Below are 12,945 nucleotides of genomic sequence, written 5' to 3'. Positions count from 1 at the left end.
CTTCTCCGCAATCGCCCTCGCTGCCACCGTCATCTTCTGGCTGTGATCAACGAGTCCTGACCCTAGCACCGCGTTACATGACCGTAGCGCCAAGTGCGTTCTCGATTATAGAACGGGCGCTTGAAACGGTGATCGGGGCAAGCGATCGGCGCGCGATCGGAAGCTATCGGGCGTTCGCCGAAGGTTCAAACGTAAGCCTATGCATCGAAGCCATCGATCCAACCTTCGACAGTGCGCCGCACGAGCTGTTTGATCGCCAGTATATGATGCGACTTTTCGACTGGGGCCATGCCGCTGGTCGAACCCACGCTTGTCAATCAGGTTTACATGAGCCGAATAATTGAACCTCAAATACTGATGTTAGCCGGGCTCGTCGCCGCATCAAGAGCACTGCACCGTGACTGGCCTCTCACAGCCGATCACTTCCCCCGCTCACGTTCGGCGCGATGGCAGATTAAGCCCCGGCGAGTCCCATCTTGTCGCGACGGTGATTGTTTTGGACAAGGATTTTGATGGTGCGGGTCGCCGGGGTCGAACCGGCACTCCTCTCGGAACTGGATTTTGAATCAGACGCGTCTACGCCGCGATAGCCGGTAGCACGTCTGGAACAGGACAATTTGGCGGGTGGGGCGCGCTGCAACGCACCTACACCTCACCTAGAAACGGCCGGAAACTGTAGCCTTTACGATCACTTACTGCGGCCGCTTCTCGACCGGTGCGCACCTAGCAAGCACCACGGTCATGGAAGGTGAAATGGCGCACCCGACACGATTCGAACGTGTGGCCTCCACCTTCGGAGGGTGGCGCTCTATCCAGCTGAGCTACGGGTGCCGCACCCGAGGAGCTATCCCCGCTCGGGCCCGAAAGGTCAACCTGTGAAGCAGGTCGGCGCCTACCCCCCCGAGAACGGGCTGCGCCACGCTACGGTACGCCTGTTACTGCTTCCGCCACGCTTCCGCGACGATTTTCGGGTTCCGATACGCAAACTGCCCGGCTTGCTAAACGACTGTGTTTATAGTAGAAAACTGGCGCACCCGACAGGATTCGAACCTGTGGCCTCTGCCTTCGGAGGGCAGCGCTCTATCCAGCTGAGCTACGGGTGCCGGCCGGTGGATGCGCCTAGCAAAGCCTTGGTCCCGACGCCAGCCGTTTTCGCGTCGCGGGTCGCCGCCACCACTATCGCTTGGCCTCCGCCCCGAACCCGCGTACACCATGCCCATCCCCGGGGGACCGCTATGCCGCGGTTGAGAGGTGGGCAGGAGCCCGCGACCCGCTGAACCTGATCCGGCTGACACCGGCGTAGGGAGGGAGCGGTCGGCCAGCGTCCGTTTCCTCCATGTGGAGTGGAACCATGGCAGACATCCCGGCAAAGACCTCTATCGGCGTAACCACCGGCCCCATCCGCGGCTCGCGCAAGGTGCACGTCCCCGCGCCCGGCAACCCGCAGATCCGCGTGGCGATGCGCGAGATCGACCTCGATCCGAGCTCCGGCGAGCCGCCCTTGCGCGTCTACGACACCTCCGGCCCCTATACCGATCCCGCGGCCGAGATCGACATCATGGCCGGGCTCCCCCAGCTCCGCCGCGCCTGGATCGAGGCGCGCGGCGATGTCGAGGCCTATGACGCGCGCGAGATCCGGCCCGAGGACAATGGCCAGCTCGGCCCCGATCGCTCCGGCGGCGTGCCGCAGTTCCCGCGCCGCATCCACCGGCCCCTGCGCGCCAAGCCCGGCATGAACGTCAGCCAGATGCACTATGCCCGCCGCGGCATCGTCACGCCCGAGATGGAATATGTGGCCGCCCGCGAGAATCTGGGCCGCGCCGCGATGCACGAGGCGGCGACCCGCGACGGCAACAGCTGGGGCGCCGCCATCCCCGATTTCGTCACGCCCGAGTTCGTCCGCGACGAGGTCGCCCGCGGCCGGGCGATCATCCCCAACAACGTCAACCACCCGGAAAGCGAGCCGATGGCGATCGGCCGCAACTTCCTGGTCAAGATCAACGCCAACATCGGCAATTCCGCCGTCGCCTCCAACGTCGCGGCCGAAGTCGACAAGCTCGTCTGGTCGATCCGCTGGGGCGCCGACACGGTCATGGACCTGTCGACCGGCCGCAACATCCACGACACGCGCGAGTGGATCCTGCGCAACTCGCCCGTGCCGATCGGCACCGTCCCCATCTACCAGGCGCTCGAAAAGGTCGGCGGCATCGCCGAGGAGCTGACCTGGGAGATCTTCCGCGACACGCTGATCGAACAGGCCGAGCAGGGCGTCGACTATTTCACCATCCACGCCGGCGTCCGCCTCCCCTATATCCCGATGACCGCCAAGCGCGTCACCGGCATCGTCAGCCGCGGCGGATCGATCATGGCGAAATGGTGCCTGGCGCACCACAAGGAGAGCTTCCTCTACGAGCGCTTCGACGAGATCACCGAAATCATGAAGGCGTATGATATCGCCTATTCGCTCGGCGACGGCCTGCGCCCCGGCTCGATCGCCGACGCCAATGACGAGGCCCAGTTCTCCGAGCTCTATACGCTGGGCGAGCTCACCAAGCGCGCCTGGGACCAGGACGTCCAGGTGATGATCGAGGGCCCCGGCCACGTGCCGATGCACAAGATCAAGGAGAATATGGACAAGCAGCTGGAGGCGTGCGGCGAGGCGCCCTTCTACACGCTCGGGCCGCTCACCACCGACATCGCGCCGGGCTATGACCACATCACCTCGGGCATCGGCGCCGCGATGATCGGTTGGTACGGCACCGCGATGCTCTGCTACGTCACGCCCAAGGAGCATCTGGGCCTGCCCGACCGCGACGACGTGAAGGTCGGCGTCGTCACCTACAAGCTCGCCGCCCACGCCGCCGATCTCGCCAAGGGGCACCCGGCCGCCAAGCTGCGCGACGACGCGCTGAGCCGCGCCCGGTTCGAGTTCCGCTGGCGCGACCAGTTCAACCTGAGCCTCGATCCCGACACGGCGGAGAGCTACCACGACCAGACCCTGCCGGCGGAAGGCGCCAAGACCGCGCACTTCTGCTCCATGTGCGGGCCCAAGTTCTGCTCGATGAAGATCACCCAGGAAGTGCGCGAGTTCGCGGCGAAGCAGAACGCGCCCGTCGAAAGCTTCGTCGCCGCCCATCCTCCCCTGCAAGGGGAGGGGGACCCTGCGAAGCATGGTGGAGGGGTGTCACCGCTGGACGCAGCCTCTGCCGAAGCCGGCATGGCCGAAATGAGCGAGCGCTTCCGCGAAAAGGGCAGCGAGGTCTACCTCCCCGCCGCCGAGTGAGCTGGTTCCGCCGCAAGCGCGCATCGCCGCTCGCCTCCCTGGCGGGCGAGTGGCGATGCGCGGGTTGCGGCGAACGCCACAGCGGGCTGATGGATCTCGCCGCGGCCGCTCCAGACCCGTGGCCGCATGACAGCGATCGCGAGCCGAACGGCGCAATCCGCTTCGACGGAGACTTTCTTTCGGAAGATTTCTGCGTGCTTGAGGGGCGCTACTTCTTCGTTCGCGCGGTGCTGGAAATTCCGGTGCACGGCCTCGCGGAAAAGTTCGGGTTCGGGTGCTGGTCCACCTTGTCCCGTGCGAACTTCGACCTCTACCTTTCAGGCTTCGACGACGGCCGCTTTCCCGACTGGGGCCCGTGGTCCGGCTGGCTCAGCAACCGGCTCGAGCACTTCACGGATGAGGAACCGCTCGCCCTCCTCGTCTATCCTCAGCCCGGCCGGCAGCGTCCCACCCTGTTGGTGCAGGACGACTCCCACCCGCTCGCGATCGCCCAGCATGAGGGCGTCAGCGCGCAGCGGCTGCTCGCCCTTCTGCACTTCTATGGCCACGCGCCCGCCGCCTGATCGCACGTCGGCCCACCGCAGGTACAAGGATTTTGGGGTGACCCGCACCCCGCCCGCGCCCTAGCATCCGCCCTCGAAAGGACAGGAAATGGCGGTCATGGCCGACGGGCTCCAGGCACTCACCGAGAAGGAGAAGCAGACGCTTCGCCTGCTGCTGGAGGGGCATGACGCCAAGTCGATGGCGCGCCACCTTGATCTGTCGGTGCACACGATCAACGAGCGCCTGCGCGACGCCCGCCGCAAGCTCTCCGTCTCCACCAGCAAGGAGGCCGCCCGCCTGCTCCGCCAGCGCGAGGCCGCCCCCCAAAGCCTCGGGGACACACGGTTCGGGGATGCCCCGCCCCCGCCGGTCGATCAGCAGTCCGGGCAGCCCAGCACCGAGCCGCCTTCGCCCCCGAAGACGGCCTGGGCCATCGGAGGACTCGCCATGATCCCGTTCCTGATCACCCTGCTCGCCCTGTCCGCCCCCACCCAGCCGCCGCAAGCCGGCACGCAGGCGCCCGGCACGCCGCCCGCCGTAGCCGCCGCGCCCGCGACCGAGACCCCCGCCACCCGCGCAGCGTCCGCCTTTCTCGCCCTGCTCGACGCGAGCAAGTGGCAGGAAAGCTGGGACGCGACCGGCCAGTCCTTCCGGTCGCTCAACAGCGTCGCCGCCTGGCAAGCCGCCTCCGAACAGGCGCGCGTGCCCCTCGGCCGCATGCTGTCGCGCCAGCTGCTCAGCGAAGCGGACGTGCCCGCGCCGCCCAAGGGCTACCGCATGGTCCGCTTCCGCACCGATTTCGAGAACAAGCGCGGCGCAACCGAGACGGTCTCGCTCGACCGCGAAGGCGACAGCTGGAAGGTGGTGGGGATCTATATCCAGTGAGCGCGAAGGCGTGGTCGCCGGGTCGGGAACGCATCCGCCGCGGCGTCCGGTAACGCCCGAAGCCTGTCACGCGTCCCTGCCGCGCGGCAAGAGGAGGGCCGAGGCGTGGTAGCCCCGGCCCTTTGAAGGTCAGTATGCGGAGGCGCGAGCCTGCGTCGAATTATGTCCGCCGTTCCGGTACAGGATCTCGCGAGCGCGATCGCCATCGATGCCCGATCCGCCGACGGTCACGACGACGCCGCCATCCTTCATGCGTCCGCCATAATAGGTCGCATCGTCTTCGCTGACGCCGTGCTTGGTCAGCACCTCGTTGAACGTTCCCGTCAATGCGCCCAGGCCGGCGCCGATCGCCATGGCTTCCGGCACTGCGGAAGCAGCGATCGCGCCCGCTGCCGCAAGCGGGCCCACGCCGGGAATGGCGAGTGCCGCAACGCCGAGGCCAGCGCCCAGCGCGCCGCCACCTAGGATGCCGCGCAGCACGTTGCGATGATGCTCGTCCGTGATCTCGCCTTCACCCGACGTGGCGGTCGTGGTGCCGCCATGATGGGCGATGATCGACAAATCGGTGTCGTTCACGCCAGCAGTTCGCAGTTCGGAAACCGCGCGCTCTGCTTCCGCGTGGGTGTCGAAAATAGCCGATGCATGGACCATGATGATTCTCCCTCTCCATTCGCCACTTCCGTGACGACAGCGACCCGAACAAAGTGGAGGAGCGCTTCGTTCCCTTGAGGGAGCCACGTAGTCCCCGCCGATCGCGGCGCCGGGGATGCGCCGGGCGCATTTCGACGGTGATGGCATCCGCTTCCGCACGACTTTCGGGAACAAGCGCGGCGCGACCGAGACGGTGTTGCTCGACCGCGATGGCGACAGCTGGAAGGTAGGGGGAATCTATCGTGTGAGGGTGAGGTGCGCCAACTGCTGCCGACGGACAACCTGACGGCGGTAACTGGTCCCATCGGAATGGGCTTGATTTCGCACACGACCGGACCGCGGAGGTGCCATAGATGGTCCGGCGTCGCGAAAGGAACTCCGATGCCGACCATCCTGCGACTCCAAGGCTACCGCTTCTATTTCTTCAGCCACGAACCCAACGAGCCGCCGCATGTTCATGTCGACCGCGGCGGCGCATCCTTGAAGGCCTGGCTGGAACCGGTCGAGTTGGCACGCAACCGCGGGTTCCGGCCGCCGGAGATCAATGCCATATTGCGCTTGGTGGCAGACCATCGGGCGGCGCTGCTGGAGGCATGGCATGAACATTTCCGCTAGGATCACGGACGAGCGCGTGCAGGACGTGCGCTGCGACGACTCCACCCTCACGGTCGACCTGATCGACGGCCGCACCATCTCGGTCCCGCTCGCCTGGTACCCCCGCCTGCTCCACGCTACCCCGGAGCAGCGCGCCATCTGGGAACCCTGCGCCGGTGGCTACGGCATTCACTGGCCAGAACTGGACGAGGATCTGAGCACGGACGGGCTGCTCAACGGGGTGCCGGCGCGTCGCGACGCGGCAAAGGCGATCTGAATCAGCGCGTTTGCCGTTGACACCTGGACGCGATGATCATTGATTCCGTATCCCAAATGGGATGTGAACGCACGGGGTACTCTCAGCTGCCGGCTCAAGATGCCCTATCTGATCGTCAAAGAAGATCTGGGGCTTCATTACATCGAGGATGTTCTTTTTTTCGATACCTCCTGTAAGGAAAAGTTCGTCGGCTTCTAGCCCCAGGTGCTTCATCGTCGTAATCAGGCGCTCATGTGCTGGCGCGTTTCGGGCAGTCACAATGGATATACGAACTGCCTTATCTGAGCTGTTAGTTCGGTTCTCATTCAAAACTTGAAGCTTTTGGATGTTTGAAAGCCGCTGTAGCAGCGGCATCAAAGGCCCATTCTTCAGCGGCTTGGTTCTGTTTACAAACTCGTAATCGTGGAACAGCGGCAGTCCCCCAATCGCGTATTTCGCTTCTGCTTCATCGTCGACGAGAACACCGTCAAAGTCGAAAGCGATCCTGAGTTGAGTATCGTCTTCGTCGTCCGCAGCCGCAGCGCAGGGCAAGACGTGACCGGCTGGGTACCCCCCCGCGACAGCCTCTCGAACTTCATCCTTGTTTGTACTGAGATAGAGGCTCGCATTCACGGAAGCCATGTAGGGATAGGGTGCTTTCCCGGATAAAAAGAAAGCTCGGGTAATGGCTAAGTCGTAGTGAGGCATGGCGTCCATCATTCGAAGCCCTGCCTCAGGATCGTTGCGAGAAAGCAAAACCACCTCCACCGGGCTCTGATCCGGGAAGACTTTGTTTAGGTGGAGGAGTCGTTTAATAAATGGGAACGCCGCGCCGGGAGAGGGCACCTCATTCCGGTGTTCAGCTTGATACCGCCGGAAGGCTTCAAGCCCCTCAGTCGCAAAAATCTGCTGTTCTTTGGAGAAGTCGAACAAGGCGGTAGAGGTGATACCTACAACCAGCTTGTTTTCGATAGGATAGGCCATATCCGTGAGTATAGACCAAGTTTTTCTGTAGCCAAGCAATGCTGTCCCGGAGCCCCCTGTAAGACAGAGGGCGTCTTCGTTCCAGGAGTACAGACGCCGACTAGTCGCGCACGTGTCAGAGATCGAGACCAACTGCGAGACTTTGAATAAATGGCTCCGGTGGAGCTGCTCCGCGAGTGGGCCCGCGGGCCGCTCAGGTTGAGCCCCGCACCCCACCGCGCTACCCCACCCCCATGTGCAACGAAGCCTATCGCCGCACCCAGATCGGCCAGCTCCGCGACGACTGGCATGACCTGCGCGTGCCCCTGCGCTTTCCGGAGGGCATTCCCAACTTCGCGCCGCTCGAAGGCTTCAAGATCACCGACCGGGTGGAAATCATCCGCCCCGCCGCCGATGCCCCTCACGAGGCGGAGATGGTCACCCGCCGCTGGAGCTGGCCCGGCCCGGGCGGCAAGCCGGTCTACAACTTCCGCTCGGACGGGCGGCAGATCGCGCATGCCAGCCGCTGCCTGATCCCGGTCGACGGCTTCTTCGAATTCACCGATCCGCCCGCACCCCCGCCCGGCGAGACGAAGCCCAAGCGCGCGCCCAAGTCCAAATGGGCCTTTTCCCTGCGCGACCAGCCCTGGTTCTGCATCGCCGGCATCTGGCGCAGCGATCCCCAGGTGGGGGAGGCCTGGTCGATGCTCACCTGCCCGCCCGGCGCCGACGTCGCGCCCTATCACCACCGCCAGGTCGTGGTGCTCCCGCTCGATCGCTGCGCCCGCTGGCTCGACCCCGCCGTCCCGGCCGCCGAGCTCTGCCAGCCGCTCCCCGCCGGCAGCCTGGAGGTCCGCCAGGTCCGCTAGCGCGTCAGCGCCAAGGCGACCTCAATAGTGGTAGCGGCACTGCGCCACCTGCAGCACCTGCTCCGCACCGGACCCTGCGATCCGATACACCAGCCGATGCTCGTGGCTGATCCGGCGCGACCACCAGCCGGACAGATTGCCGCCCAGCGGCTCGGGCTTGCCCGTACCCTTGAACGGATGGCGCCGGCATTCCTCGATCAGCGCGTTGATCTTGTCCGTCAGCTTCGCGTCATGCTCCTGCCAATGGCGATAGTCGTCCCACGCCGTCGGCCAGAACGAGACTTTCACGGGAGCGGCACGCCTTCCTCACCCGCCTCGAAACCGCGCACTGCCTCCAGCAGCCGCTTGGCATTGGCCGGGGAGCGCAGCAGGTAGAGCGTCTCCTCGATCGACGCCCATTCGCTTGCCGAAATCAGCACCGCCCCCTCGCCGCGCTGGCGGGTGATGGCGAGCGGCGCGCGGTCGGCGACGACCTTGTCGATCATCGCCTTCAGATTCTCGCGTGCTTCGGAATAGCTGACTGCCTGCATGCGGCGAAGTTGGGCAACGTCCTGTCCAATGTCAACGCGAGCCCTGTCCTACAGGCCGCGTTTCTGGTGTATCCTCCCGGATGCGCGACCCTGCCACCCCGCCCGCCGCATCCGCCGGCCCCTCGGCCCGCGATGCCCTCGCTCCCCATCCCGCAGCCCAGCCGCCCGGCTCACCGCGCGACGCGCACGGCTTCGATCCCGACGACTATGAATGGCGCCCCGTCGCGCGACGCCCCCGCGCGGACGGCTGGTCGCCCGACGTGCAGCGCCGCTTCGTGGAGGCGCTGGCCGACACCGGCCTCGTCACCGCCGCGTGCGAGGCGGTCGATATGTCCGTGCAGAGCGCCTATCGCCTGCGCCGCGCCCCCGGCGCGGAGAGCTTCGCGCGCGCCTGGGACGCCGCGCTCGATGCCGCCGCCGACCATCTCGCTGCCGTCGCCTTTTCCCGCGCGCTCGAAGGCGTGGAGGTGCCCGTGTTCGACCGCGACGGCTGCCGCATCGGCGCGCGCCGCCAGGTCAACGATCGCCTGCTGATGTTCCTGTTGCGCGCCTATCGGCCGGAGCGGTTCGGCGGCGTCGAACGGCCGCAGCGCACCCCGCCCGCGCGCCCTGCCGCCCCCGCCCAGCCCCATCGCGCACCGCCCGCGCTTGCCCAGGCGGTGGCCGCGCTCGGCCCGGTGCCGCCGGCCGATCCGCACCTGCGCATGTCGCCCGATCGGCTTGCGCAGGCGCTGGAAAGCGCGGGTGCCATGGCAGACCTCTACCGCGCCTATCCCGATCTCGATCGCGAGCGCTACGTGCCGCCGGCGCGCGACCCGGCCATCCCGGCCGCGCTCGCCCGCCCCGCGCCGCTCGGCGGGGGACGGCGGGATCGCACCGGCCGCCGCCGCGACCCCGCACCGTGAGCGACGCCCGTTCTTGGCCTAACCTTTGCCTAACCTTCCGCGCCGCAGCATCGTCCAGCCGTGCGAAAAACCGCCTGATTTCAACGGCACCGTCGGCACGTCCGTGCGTTTCCCCGGCACGCCCCCTTGGCAAATGTGCAGGGAGCGTCCCACGAACCCCAGGAGCTTTCGCCATGAGCCTCTTCGGAGCCGATACCCACACGCTCGACGACCTGTTCGTCCACGGCCTCAAGACCATCTATTACGCCGAACGCCAGATCCTGGAGACGCTGCCCCAGATGATCGAGATGGCGACCGACCCGACGCTCAAGGCCGGCTTTCAGCAGCATCTGCGCGAGACCGAGGGCCAGCGCACCCGGCTGGAGCAGGTGTTCCGCATGCACGGCGTCGAGGCGGACGAGACCAAGTGCCCCGCGATCGACGGCATCATCAAGGCGGCGAACGCCACCGCCGCCGACATCGACGACAAGCAGGTGCTCGACGCCGCCCTCGCCTTCGGCGCGCAGATGGTCGAGCATTATGAGATCGCCCAGTACGGCACGCTGATCGCCTGGGCGCGCGAGCTCGGCCGCTCCGACTGCGCCGCCGTCCTCGACGAGAACCTCGCCGAGGAAAAGGCGACGGACGCCAAGCTCACCGACCTGGCCGAAGCCCGCATCAACCGCGCCGCGGAGATGCAGGCCTCGTAAGCCCTCAGCCGGCGCGGGGTGCCGGCCCGGACGAGGCTCCTCGGAAGAGGGTCCTCAGAAGAGTCCGGGCACCTCGCGCTGTGCCGGCGTCGGCCGCGCGGGCCTCAGCAGCTGCCGCTCGGGTGCTCGGCCCAGCCCGGCGGTGCGCTGGCCGCTTGCCGTCGCGGCCATGCCCAGGATCGGGCTGCAGCTGCGTCCGGCCAGGAAGTCGAGCGCCTGGCGCAGCGACGCCTCGCGCGGGTCACCCAGCGGATAGCTGATGTCGTCCGGCGCCTCGCAGGTGGCGGGCACCGTGTTGGCGAGGCCGTTGTAGTAGTTGGCGTTGCCGTCGGCGTTCTGCACCGCCAGCGCGACCACTCGCAGCCGGTCGTCGCAGGCGCTGCGGTCGAGCGCGATCTGGCCGACCGGCTTGCCATAGGTGTTGGTCCCCACCAGCGCGATGCCGGTGCCCAGGTACGGCACGAAGCCGTTGATCACCATCTCGCTGGCGGATGCCGTGCCGCCGGTGCCGATAAAGGCGACGCGGGTCGGGGCGATCGACTGGGGCTGCGGCGCGAAGGTGCGGGCCTCGTCGTTCTCGGACTTGGAGGCGCGGAAGCTCACCTTGGTGAACACCTCGCTGGTCCGGCGGTTGGCGCCCATCAGGTCGCCCATCAGCTCGGCGATGCTGATCAGCCCGCCGCCGTTGTAGCGCAGGTCCACCACCAGTTCGGTGACCCCCTGGGCGCGGAAGCTGGCGAAGGCCTGGCGCAGCTGCGGGTCGGCGGTGTTGATGAAGGTGCGCAGGTTCAGGTAGCCGACCCGACGCCCGCCGTCGTTCAGCACCTTGGCGCCATAGCGGTTCGACACCGGCTGCAGCTCGAAGTCGGCCATGGCCACCGTCACGTTGCGGGTGCCCGATGCGTCGCGGACCTGCATCACCCGCCGGGTGCCCGCCGCGCTCGCCCCCAGCGCCTCGTCGAGCGCGTCGGTCCCGCCGCTGCTCATCAGGCTGGCGACCGTCCGGAGCGTGCCCGTGCTCGTCCCGATCGCGACGATCTCGGTGCCCCGATCGATCCCCGCGGCCAGTGCCGGCGCGTCCTCGAACGCCTCGGTCACGAACAGCCGGCCGTCGCTGGTCAGCCCCAGGCGGAAACCATAGCCGGCGCTCGACCCGGCTTCATAATAGGCATCCTCCTCCGCGATCGAGGTGCGATAGGTGAAGAACCGGTCGCGTCCCTGCGCCCGCGCGGTGGCGGTCAGCGCGTCGACATAGGCATCGACGCTCGCATAGGGCGTCGGGTCCAGCCGCGCCGGCAGCGTCTCCGGGAACAGGTACCATTCGTTGAGCTGCGCGGCCGCCCAGTCCTGCCGCTCCCGCAGCGAGCAGCCCGCGGTCTGGGTGGGCGTTGGCGTCGGGGTCGGCGTGGGGCTCGGGGCCGGCGTCGTCACCGATCCGCCCAAGACGCCGCCGTCGTTACCGCCACAGGCCGACAGCAACGCCAGCACGCTCAACGCCAAACCACACCGCGAATGCTTCATCATTTCCCCCCGTTTCCCAACAGACTAGCGGGAGAATGGCGAGACGCCAGCCGAAACGATGCGGGGACTTGGACGATTCCGCGCCTTGCTGCGTTTTCCCCTTCATGGCCGATCCCGCCCCGCTCGAACCGATGGAAGCCAAGCTCGCCGCCGAGCTGCCGGACGGCCCCGGCTGGCAGTTCGAGCCCAAGTGGGACGGCTTCCGCTGCCTCGCGGTCAAGCAGGGCGACGCCGTGCTGCTCTGGTCCAAGTCGGGAAAGCCGCTCGCCCGCTATTTCCCCGAAGTCGCCGCCGCCCTAGCCGAGCTTCCCGGCGACTTCGTCCTCGACGGCGAGCTGCTGATCCCCGTCGGCCCCACCCTCTCCTTCGGCGCGCTCCAGCTCCGGCTTCACCCGGCCGAAAGCCGTATCCGCCGCCTGTCGGCTGAAACGCCCGCCCGCTTCATGCTGTTCGACTGCCTTGCCGCCGACGGCGAGACTCTGGCGGACCGCCCCCTCTCCGAACGCCGCGCCGCGCTGGAGCGCTTCCACGCCCGCCATCGCTCGCCGACGCTGCGCCTCTCGCCCGTCACCGACGACCCGGCGGTTGCGCGGCGCTGGCTCGGCGGCACCGGCAGTGCGCTCGACGGCGTCGTCGCCAAGCCGCTCGCCGAACCCTATCGCCCCGGCGAGCGCGCGATGGTGAAGGTCAAGCGGATGCGCACTGCCGACTGCGTGGTGGGCGGCTTCCGCTACGCCACCGCCAAGCAGGAGGTCGGCTCGCTGCTGCTCGGCCTCTATGACGATGCGGGCTTGCTCCACCATGTCGGCTTCACCAGCGGCATCCCGGCAGCCGAGCGCCCCGAACTCACCGTCAGGCTGGAGGCGCTGGTCGAGGCCCCCGGCTTCACCGGCGACGCGCCCGGTGGCCCCAGCCGCTGGTCGACCGAGCGCTCCGCGCAATGGCAGCCGCTCCGTCCCGAGCTGGTGGTGGAGGTCCGCTACGACCAGATCACCGACCGCCGCTTCCGCCACGGCACCGCGCTCCTGCGCTGGCGCCCCGACAAGGCACCCCGCCAGTGCACCCTCGCCCAGATGGAGGAAGAGGCGCGACCCGCGGTGGTCGAGGCCGCGATCGGCGCCGCTTGAGCTTACCGTGCTCCTGCGCAGGCAGGAGCCCAGGGTTACAGGCGCTGCGCTGTTTGGCTCTGGGCTCCTGCCTGCGCAGGAGCACGGATTCACAGCCCCACCCCAAAACCTCGACACGCCCCGACCCCG

15 protein-coding genes, 2 tRNA genes and 1 riboswitch are annotated in these 12,945 nt (G+C 67.3%); of the genes, 10 read left to right on the top strand and 7 right to left on the bottom strand.

Features of this window, described 5'->3' with window-relative positions:
* On the top strand, positions 1-344 hold a 344-nt coding region (locus ABDZ92_RS16530; protein WP_343763979.1), incomplete at its 5' end, for a hypothetical protein.
* Between the two features lie 410 nt (positions 345-754).
* On the opposite strand, the gene ABDZ92_RS16525 is transcribed toward ABDZ92_RS16530, so the two are convergent.
* Together ABDZ92_RS16525 and ABDZ92_RS16520 are read right to left on the bottom strand one after the other, a co-directional pair.
* Positions 755-831: transfer RNA gene (locus ABDZ92_RS16525), tRNA-Arg, on the bottom strand.
* A 195-nt stretch (positions 832-1,026) separates the two neighbouring features.
* A tRNA-Arg gene (locus tag ABDZ92_RS16520) sits at positions 1,027-1,103 on the bottom strand.
* Positions 1,104-1,213: 110 nt separating this feature from the next.
* Positions 1,214-1,323, top strand: a riboswitch (TPP riboswitch).
* Between the two features lie 28 nt (positions 1,324-1,351).
* On the opposite strand from ABDZ92_RS16520, the gene thiC reads away from it, so the two are divergent.
* The 3 genes from thiC (at position 1,352) to ABDZ92_RS16505 (ending at position 4,711) form a co-directional block, all read left to right on the top strand.
* Entirely contained in the window at positions 1,352-3,283 is a 1,932-nt protein-coding gene (thiC, locus tag ABDZ92_RS16515) for a phosphomethylpyrimidine synthase ThiC (RefSeq protein WP_125962045.1), read from the top strand.
* Entirely contained in the window at positions 3,280-3,846 is a 567-nt protein-coding gene (locus ABDZ92_RS16510; protein ID WP_272695577.1) for a DUF2199 domain-containing protein, read from the top strand. Before thiC ends, ABDZ92_RS16510 begins: the two co-directional genes overlap by 4 nt.
* Positions 3,847-3,934: 88 nt before the next feature.
* Entirely contained in the window at positions 3,935-4,711 is a 777-nt protein-coding gene (locus ABDZ92_RS16505) for a helix-turn-helix domain-containing protein (RefSeq protein ID WP_125962043.1), read from the top strand.
* A 129-nt stretch (positions 4,712-4,840) separates the two neighbouring features.
* On the opposite strand, the gene ABDZ92_RS16500 is transcribed toward ABDZ92_RS16505, so the two are convergent.
* A complete protein-coding gene (locus tag ABDZ92_RS16500) occupies positions 4,841-5,362 on the bottom strand; it encodes a hypothetical protein (protein WP_125962042.1) in 522 nt (173 codons plus the stop codon).
* 381 nt (positions 5,363-5,743) lie between these two features.
* On the opposite strand from ABDZ92_RS16500, the gene ABDZ92_RS16495 reads away from it, so the two are divergent.
* Positions 5,744-5,977 carry a DUF4160 domain-containing protein gene (locus tag ABDZ92_RS16495; protein WP_125962041.1) on the top strand — a complete coding sequence of 78 codons (234 nt, stop codon included), beginning with the start codon at positions 5,744-5,746 and terminating at the stop codon, positions 5,975-5,977.
* Complete coding sequence (locus ABDZ92_RS16490; RefSeq protein ID WP_125962040.1) at positions 5,961-6,233, top strand: DUF2442 domain-containing protein; 273 nt, start codon at positions 5,961-5,963, stop codon at positions 6,231-6,233. Before ABDZ92_RS16495 ends, ABDZ92_RS16490 begins: the two co-directional genes overlap by 17 nt.
* Positions 6,234-6,269: 36 nt before the next feature.
* Here ABDZ92_RS16490 and ABDZ92_RS16485 read toward each other — a convergent pair whose 3' ends face one another.
* On the bottom strand, positions 6,270-7,196 hold the full coding sequence (locus ABDZ92_RS16485; protein WP_125962039.1) for a 5'-nucleotidase: 927 nt from the start codon (positions 7,194-7,196) through the stop codon (positions 6,270-6,272).
* 233 nt (positions 7,197-7,429) lie between these two features.
* Between ABDZ92_RS16485 and ABDZ92_RS16480 the strand changes: the two genes are divergently transcribed.
* On the top strand, positions 7,430-8,044 hold the full coding sequence (locus ABDZ92_RS16480; protein ID WP_125962038.1) for an SOS response-associated peptidase family protein: 615 nt from the start codon (positions 7,430-7,432) through the stop codon (positions 8,042-8,044).
* Between the two features lie 21 nt (positions 8,045-8,065).
* Here the strand turns inward: ABDZ92_RS16480 and ABDZ92_RS16475 are convergent, their stop codons facing one another.
* Together ABDZ92_RS16475 and ABDZ92_RS16470 are read right to left on the bottom strand one after the other, a co-directional pair.
* On the bottom strand, positions 8,066-8,332 hold the full coding sequence (locus tag ABDZ92_RS16475; protein ID WP_125962037.1) for a Txe/YoeB family addiction module toxin: 267 nt from the start codon (positions 8,330-8,332) through the stop codon (positions 8,066-8,068).
* Complete coding sequence (locus tag ABDZ92_RS16470; RefSeq protein WP_125962036.1) at positions 8,329-8,574, bottom strand: type II toxin-antitoxin system Phd/YefM family antitoxin; 246 nt, start codon at positions 8,572-8,574, stop codon at positions 8,329-8,331. Before ABDZ92_RS16470 ends, ABDZ92_RS16475 begins: the two co-directional genes overlap by 4 nt.
* 80 nt (positions 8,575-8,654) lie before the next feature.
* On the opposite strand from ABDZ92_RS16470, the gene ABDZ92_RS16465 reads away from it, so the two are divergent.
* Entirely contained in the window at positions 8,655-9,479 is an 825-nt protein-coding gene (locus ABDZ92_RS16465) for a hypothetical protein (RefSeq protein WP_272695605.1), read from the top strand.
* Positions 9,480-9,652: 173 nt separating this feature from the next.
* The gene (locus ABDZ92_RS16460) at positions 9,653-10,168 is read left to right on the top strand and encodes a YciE/YciF ferroxidase family protein (protein ID WP_125962529.1); all 516 of its coding nucleotides are present in this window, start codon (positions 9,653-9,655) and stop codon (positions 10,166-10,168) included.
* Between the two features lie 54 nt (positions 10,169-10,222).
* Here the strand turns inward: ABDZ92_RS16460 and ABDZ92_RS16455 are convergent, their stop codons facing one another.
* Positions 10,223-11,692, bottom strand: a complete 1,470-nt coding sequence (locus ABDZ92_RS16455) for a S41 family peptidase (RefSeq protein WP_125962528.1) — start codon at positions 11,690-11,692, stop codon at positions 10,223-10,225.
* Positions 11,693-11,793: 101 nt separating this feature from the next.
* Between ABDZ92_RS16455 and ABDZ92_RS16450 the strand changes: the two genes are divergently transcribed.
* Complete coding sequence (locus tag ABDZ92_RS16450; RefSeq protein WP_125962527.1) at positions 11,794-12,816, top strand: ATP-dependent DNA ligase; 1,023 nt, start codon at positions 11,794-11,796, stop codon at positions 12,814-12,816.
* The last annotated feature ends 129 nt before the right edge of the window (positions 12,817-12,945 follow it).

Source organism: Sphingomonas molluscorum (assembly GCF_039522995.1).
Taxonomy (GTDB): Bacteria; Pseudomonadota; Alphaproteobacteria; order Sphingomonadales; family Sphingomonadaceae; genus Sphingomonas; species Sphingomonas molluscorum.
This window is presented reverse-complemented; position numbering and strand designations above follow the sequence as displayed.

What these genes read in the sequence shown, in the direction of transcription:
- thiC (WP_125962045.1), top strand. Translation starts at nt 1,352, where the DNA reads ATGGCAGACATCCCGGCAAAGACCTCTATCGGCGTAACCACCGGCCCC.
- ABDZ92_RS16505 (WP_125962043.1), top strand. Translation starts at nt 3,935, where the DNA reads ATGGCGGTCATGGCCGACGGGCTCCAGGCACTCACCGAGAAGGAGAAG.
- ABDZ92_RS16500 (WP_125962042.1), bottom strand. Translation starts at nt 5,362, where the DNA reads ATGGTCCATGCATCGGCTATTTTCGACACCCACGCGGAAGCAGAGCGC.
- ABDZ92_RS16495 (WP_125962041.1), top strand. Translation starts at nt 5,744, where the DNA reads ATGCCGACCATCCTGCGACTCCAAGGCTACCGCTTCTATTTCTTCAGC.
- ABDZ92_RS16490 (WP_125962040.1), top strand. Translation starts at nt 5,961, where the DNA reads ATGAACATTTCCGCTAGGATCACGGACGAGCGCGTGCAGGACGTGCGC.
- ABDZ92_RS16485 (WP_125962039.1), bottom strand. Translation starts at nt 7,196, where the DNA reads ATGGCCTATCCTATCGAAAACAAGCTGGTTGTAGGTATCACCTCTACC.
- ABDZ92_RS16480 (WP_125962038.1), top strand. Translation starts at nt 7,430, where the DNA reads ATGTGCAACGAAGCCTATCGCCGCACCCAGATCGGCCAGCTCCGCGAC.
- ABDZ92_RS16470 (WP_125962036.1), bottom strand. Translation starts at nt 8,574, where the DNA reads ATGCAGGCAGTCAGCTATTCCGAAGCACGCGAGAATCTGAAGGCGATG.
- ABDZ92_RS16465 (WP_272695605.1), top strand. Translation starts at nt 8,655, where the DNA reads ATGCGCGACCCTGCCACCCCGCCCGCCGCATCCGCCGGCCCCTCGGCC.
- ABDZ92_RS16460 (WP_125962529.1), top strand. Translation starts at nt 9,653, where the DNA reads ATGAGCCTCTTCGGAGCCGATACCCACACGCTCGACGACCTGTTCGTC.
- ABDZ92_RS16455 (WP_125962528.1), bottom strand. Translation starts at nt 11,692, where the DNA reads ATGATGAAGCATTCGCGGTGTGGTTTGGCGTTGAGCGTGCTGGCGTTG.
- ABDZ92_RS16450 (WP_125962527.1), top strand. Translation starts at nt 11,794, where the DNA reads ATGGCCGATCCCGCCCCGCTCGAACCGATGGAAGCCAAGCTCGCCGCC.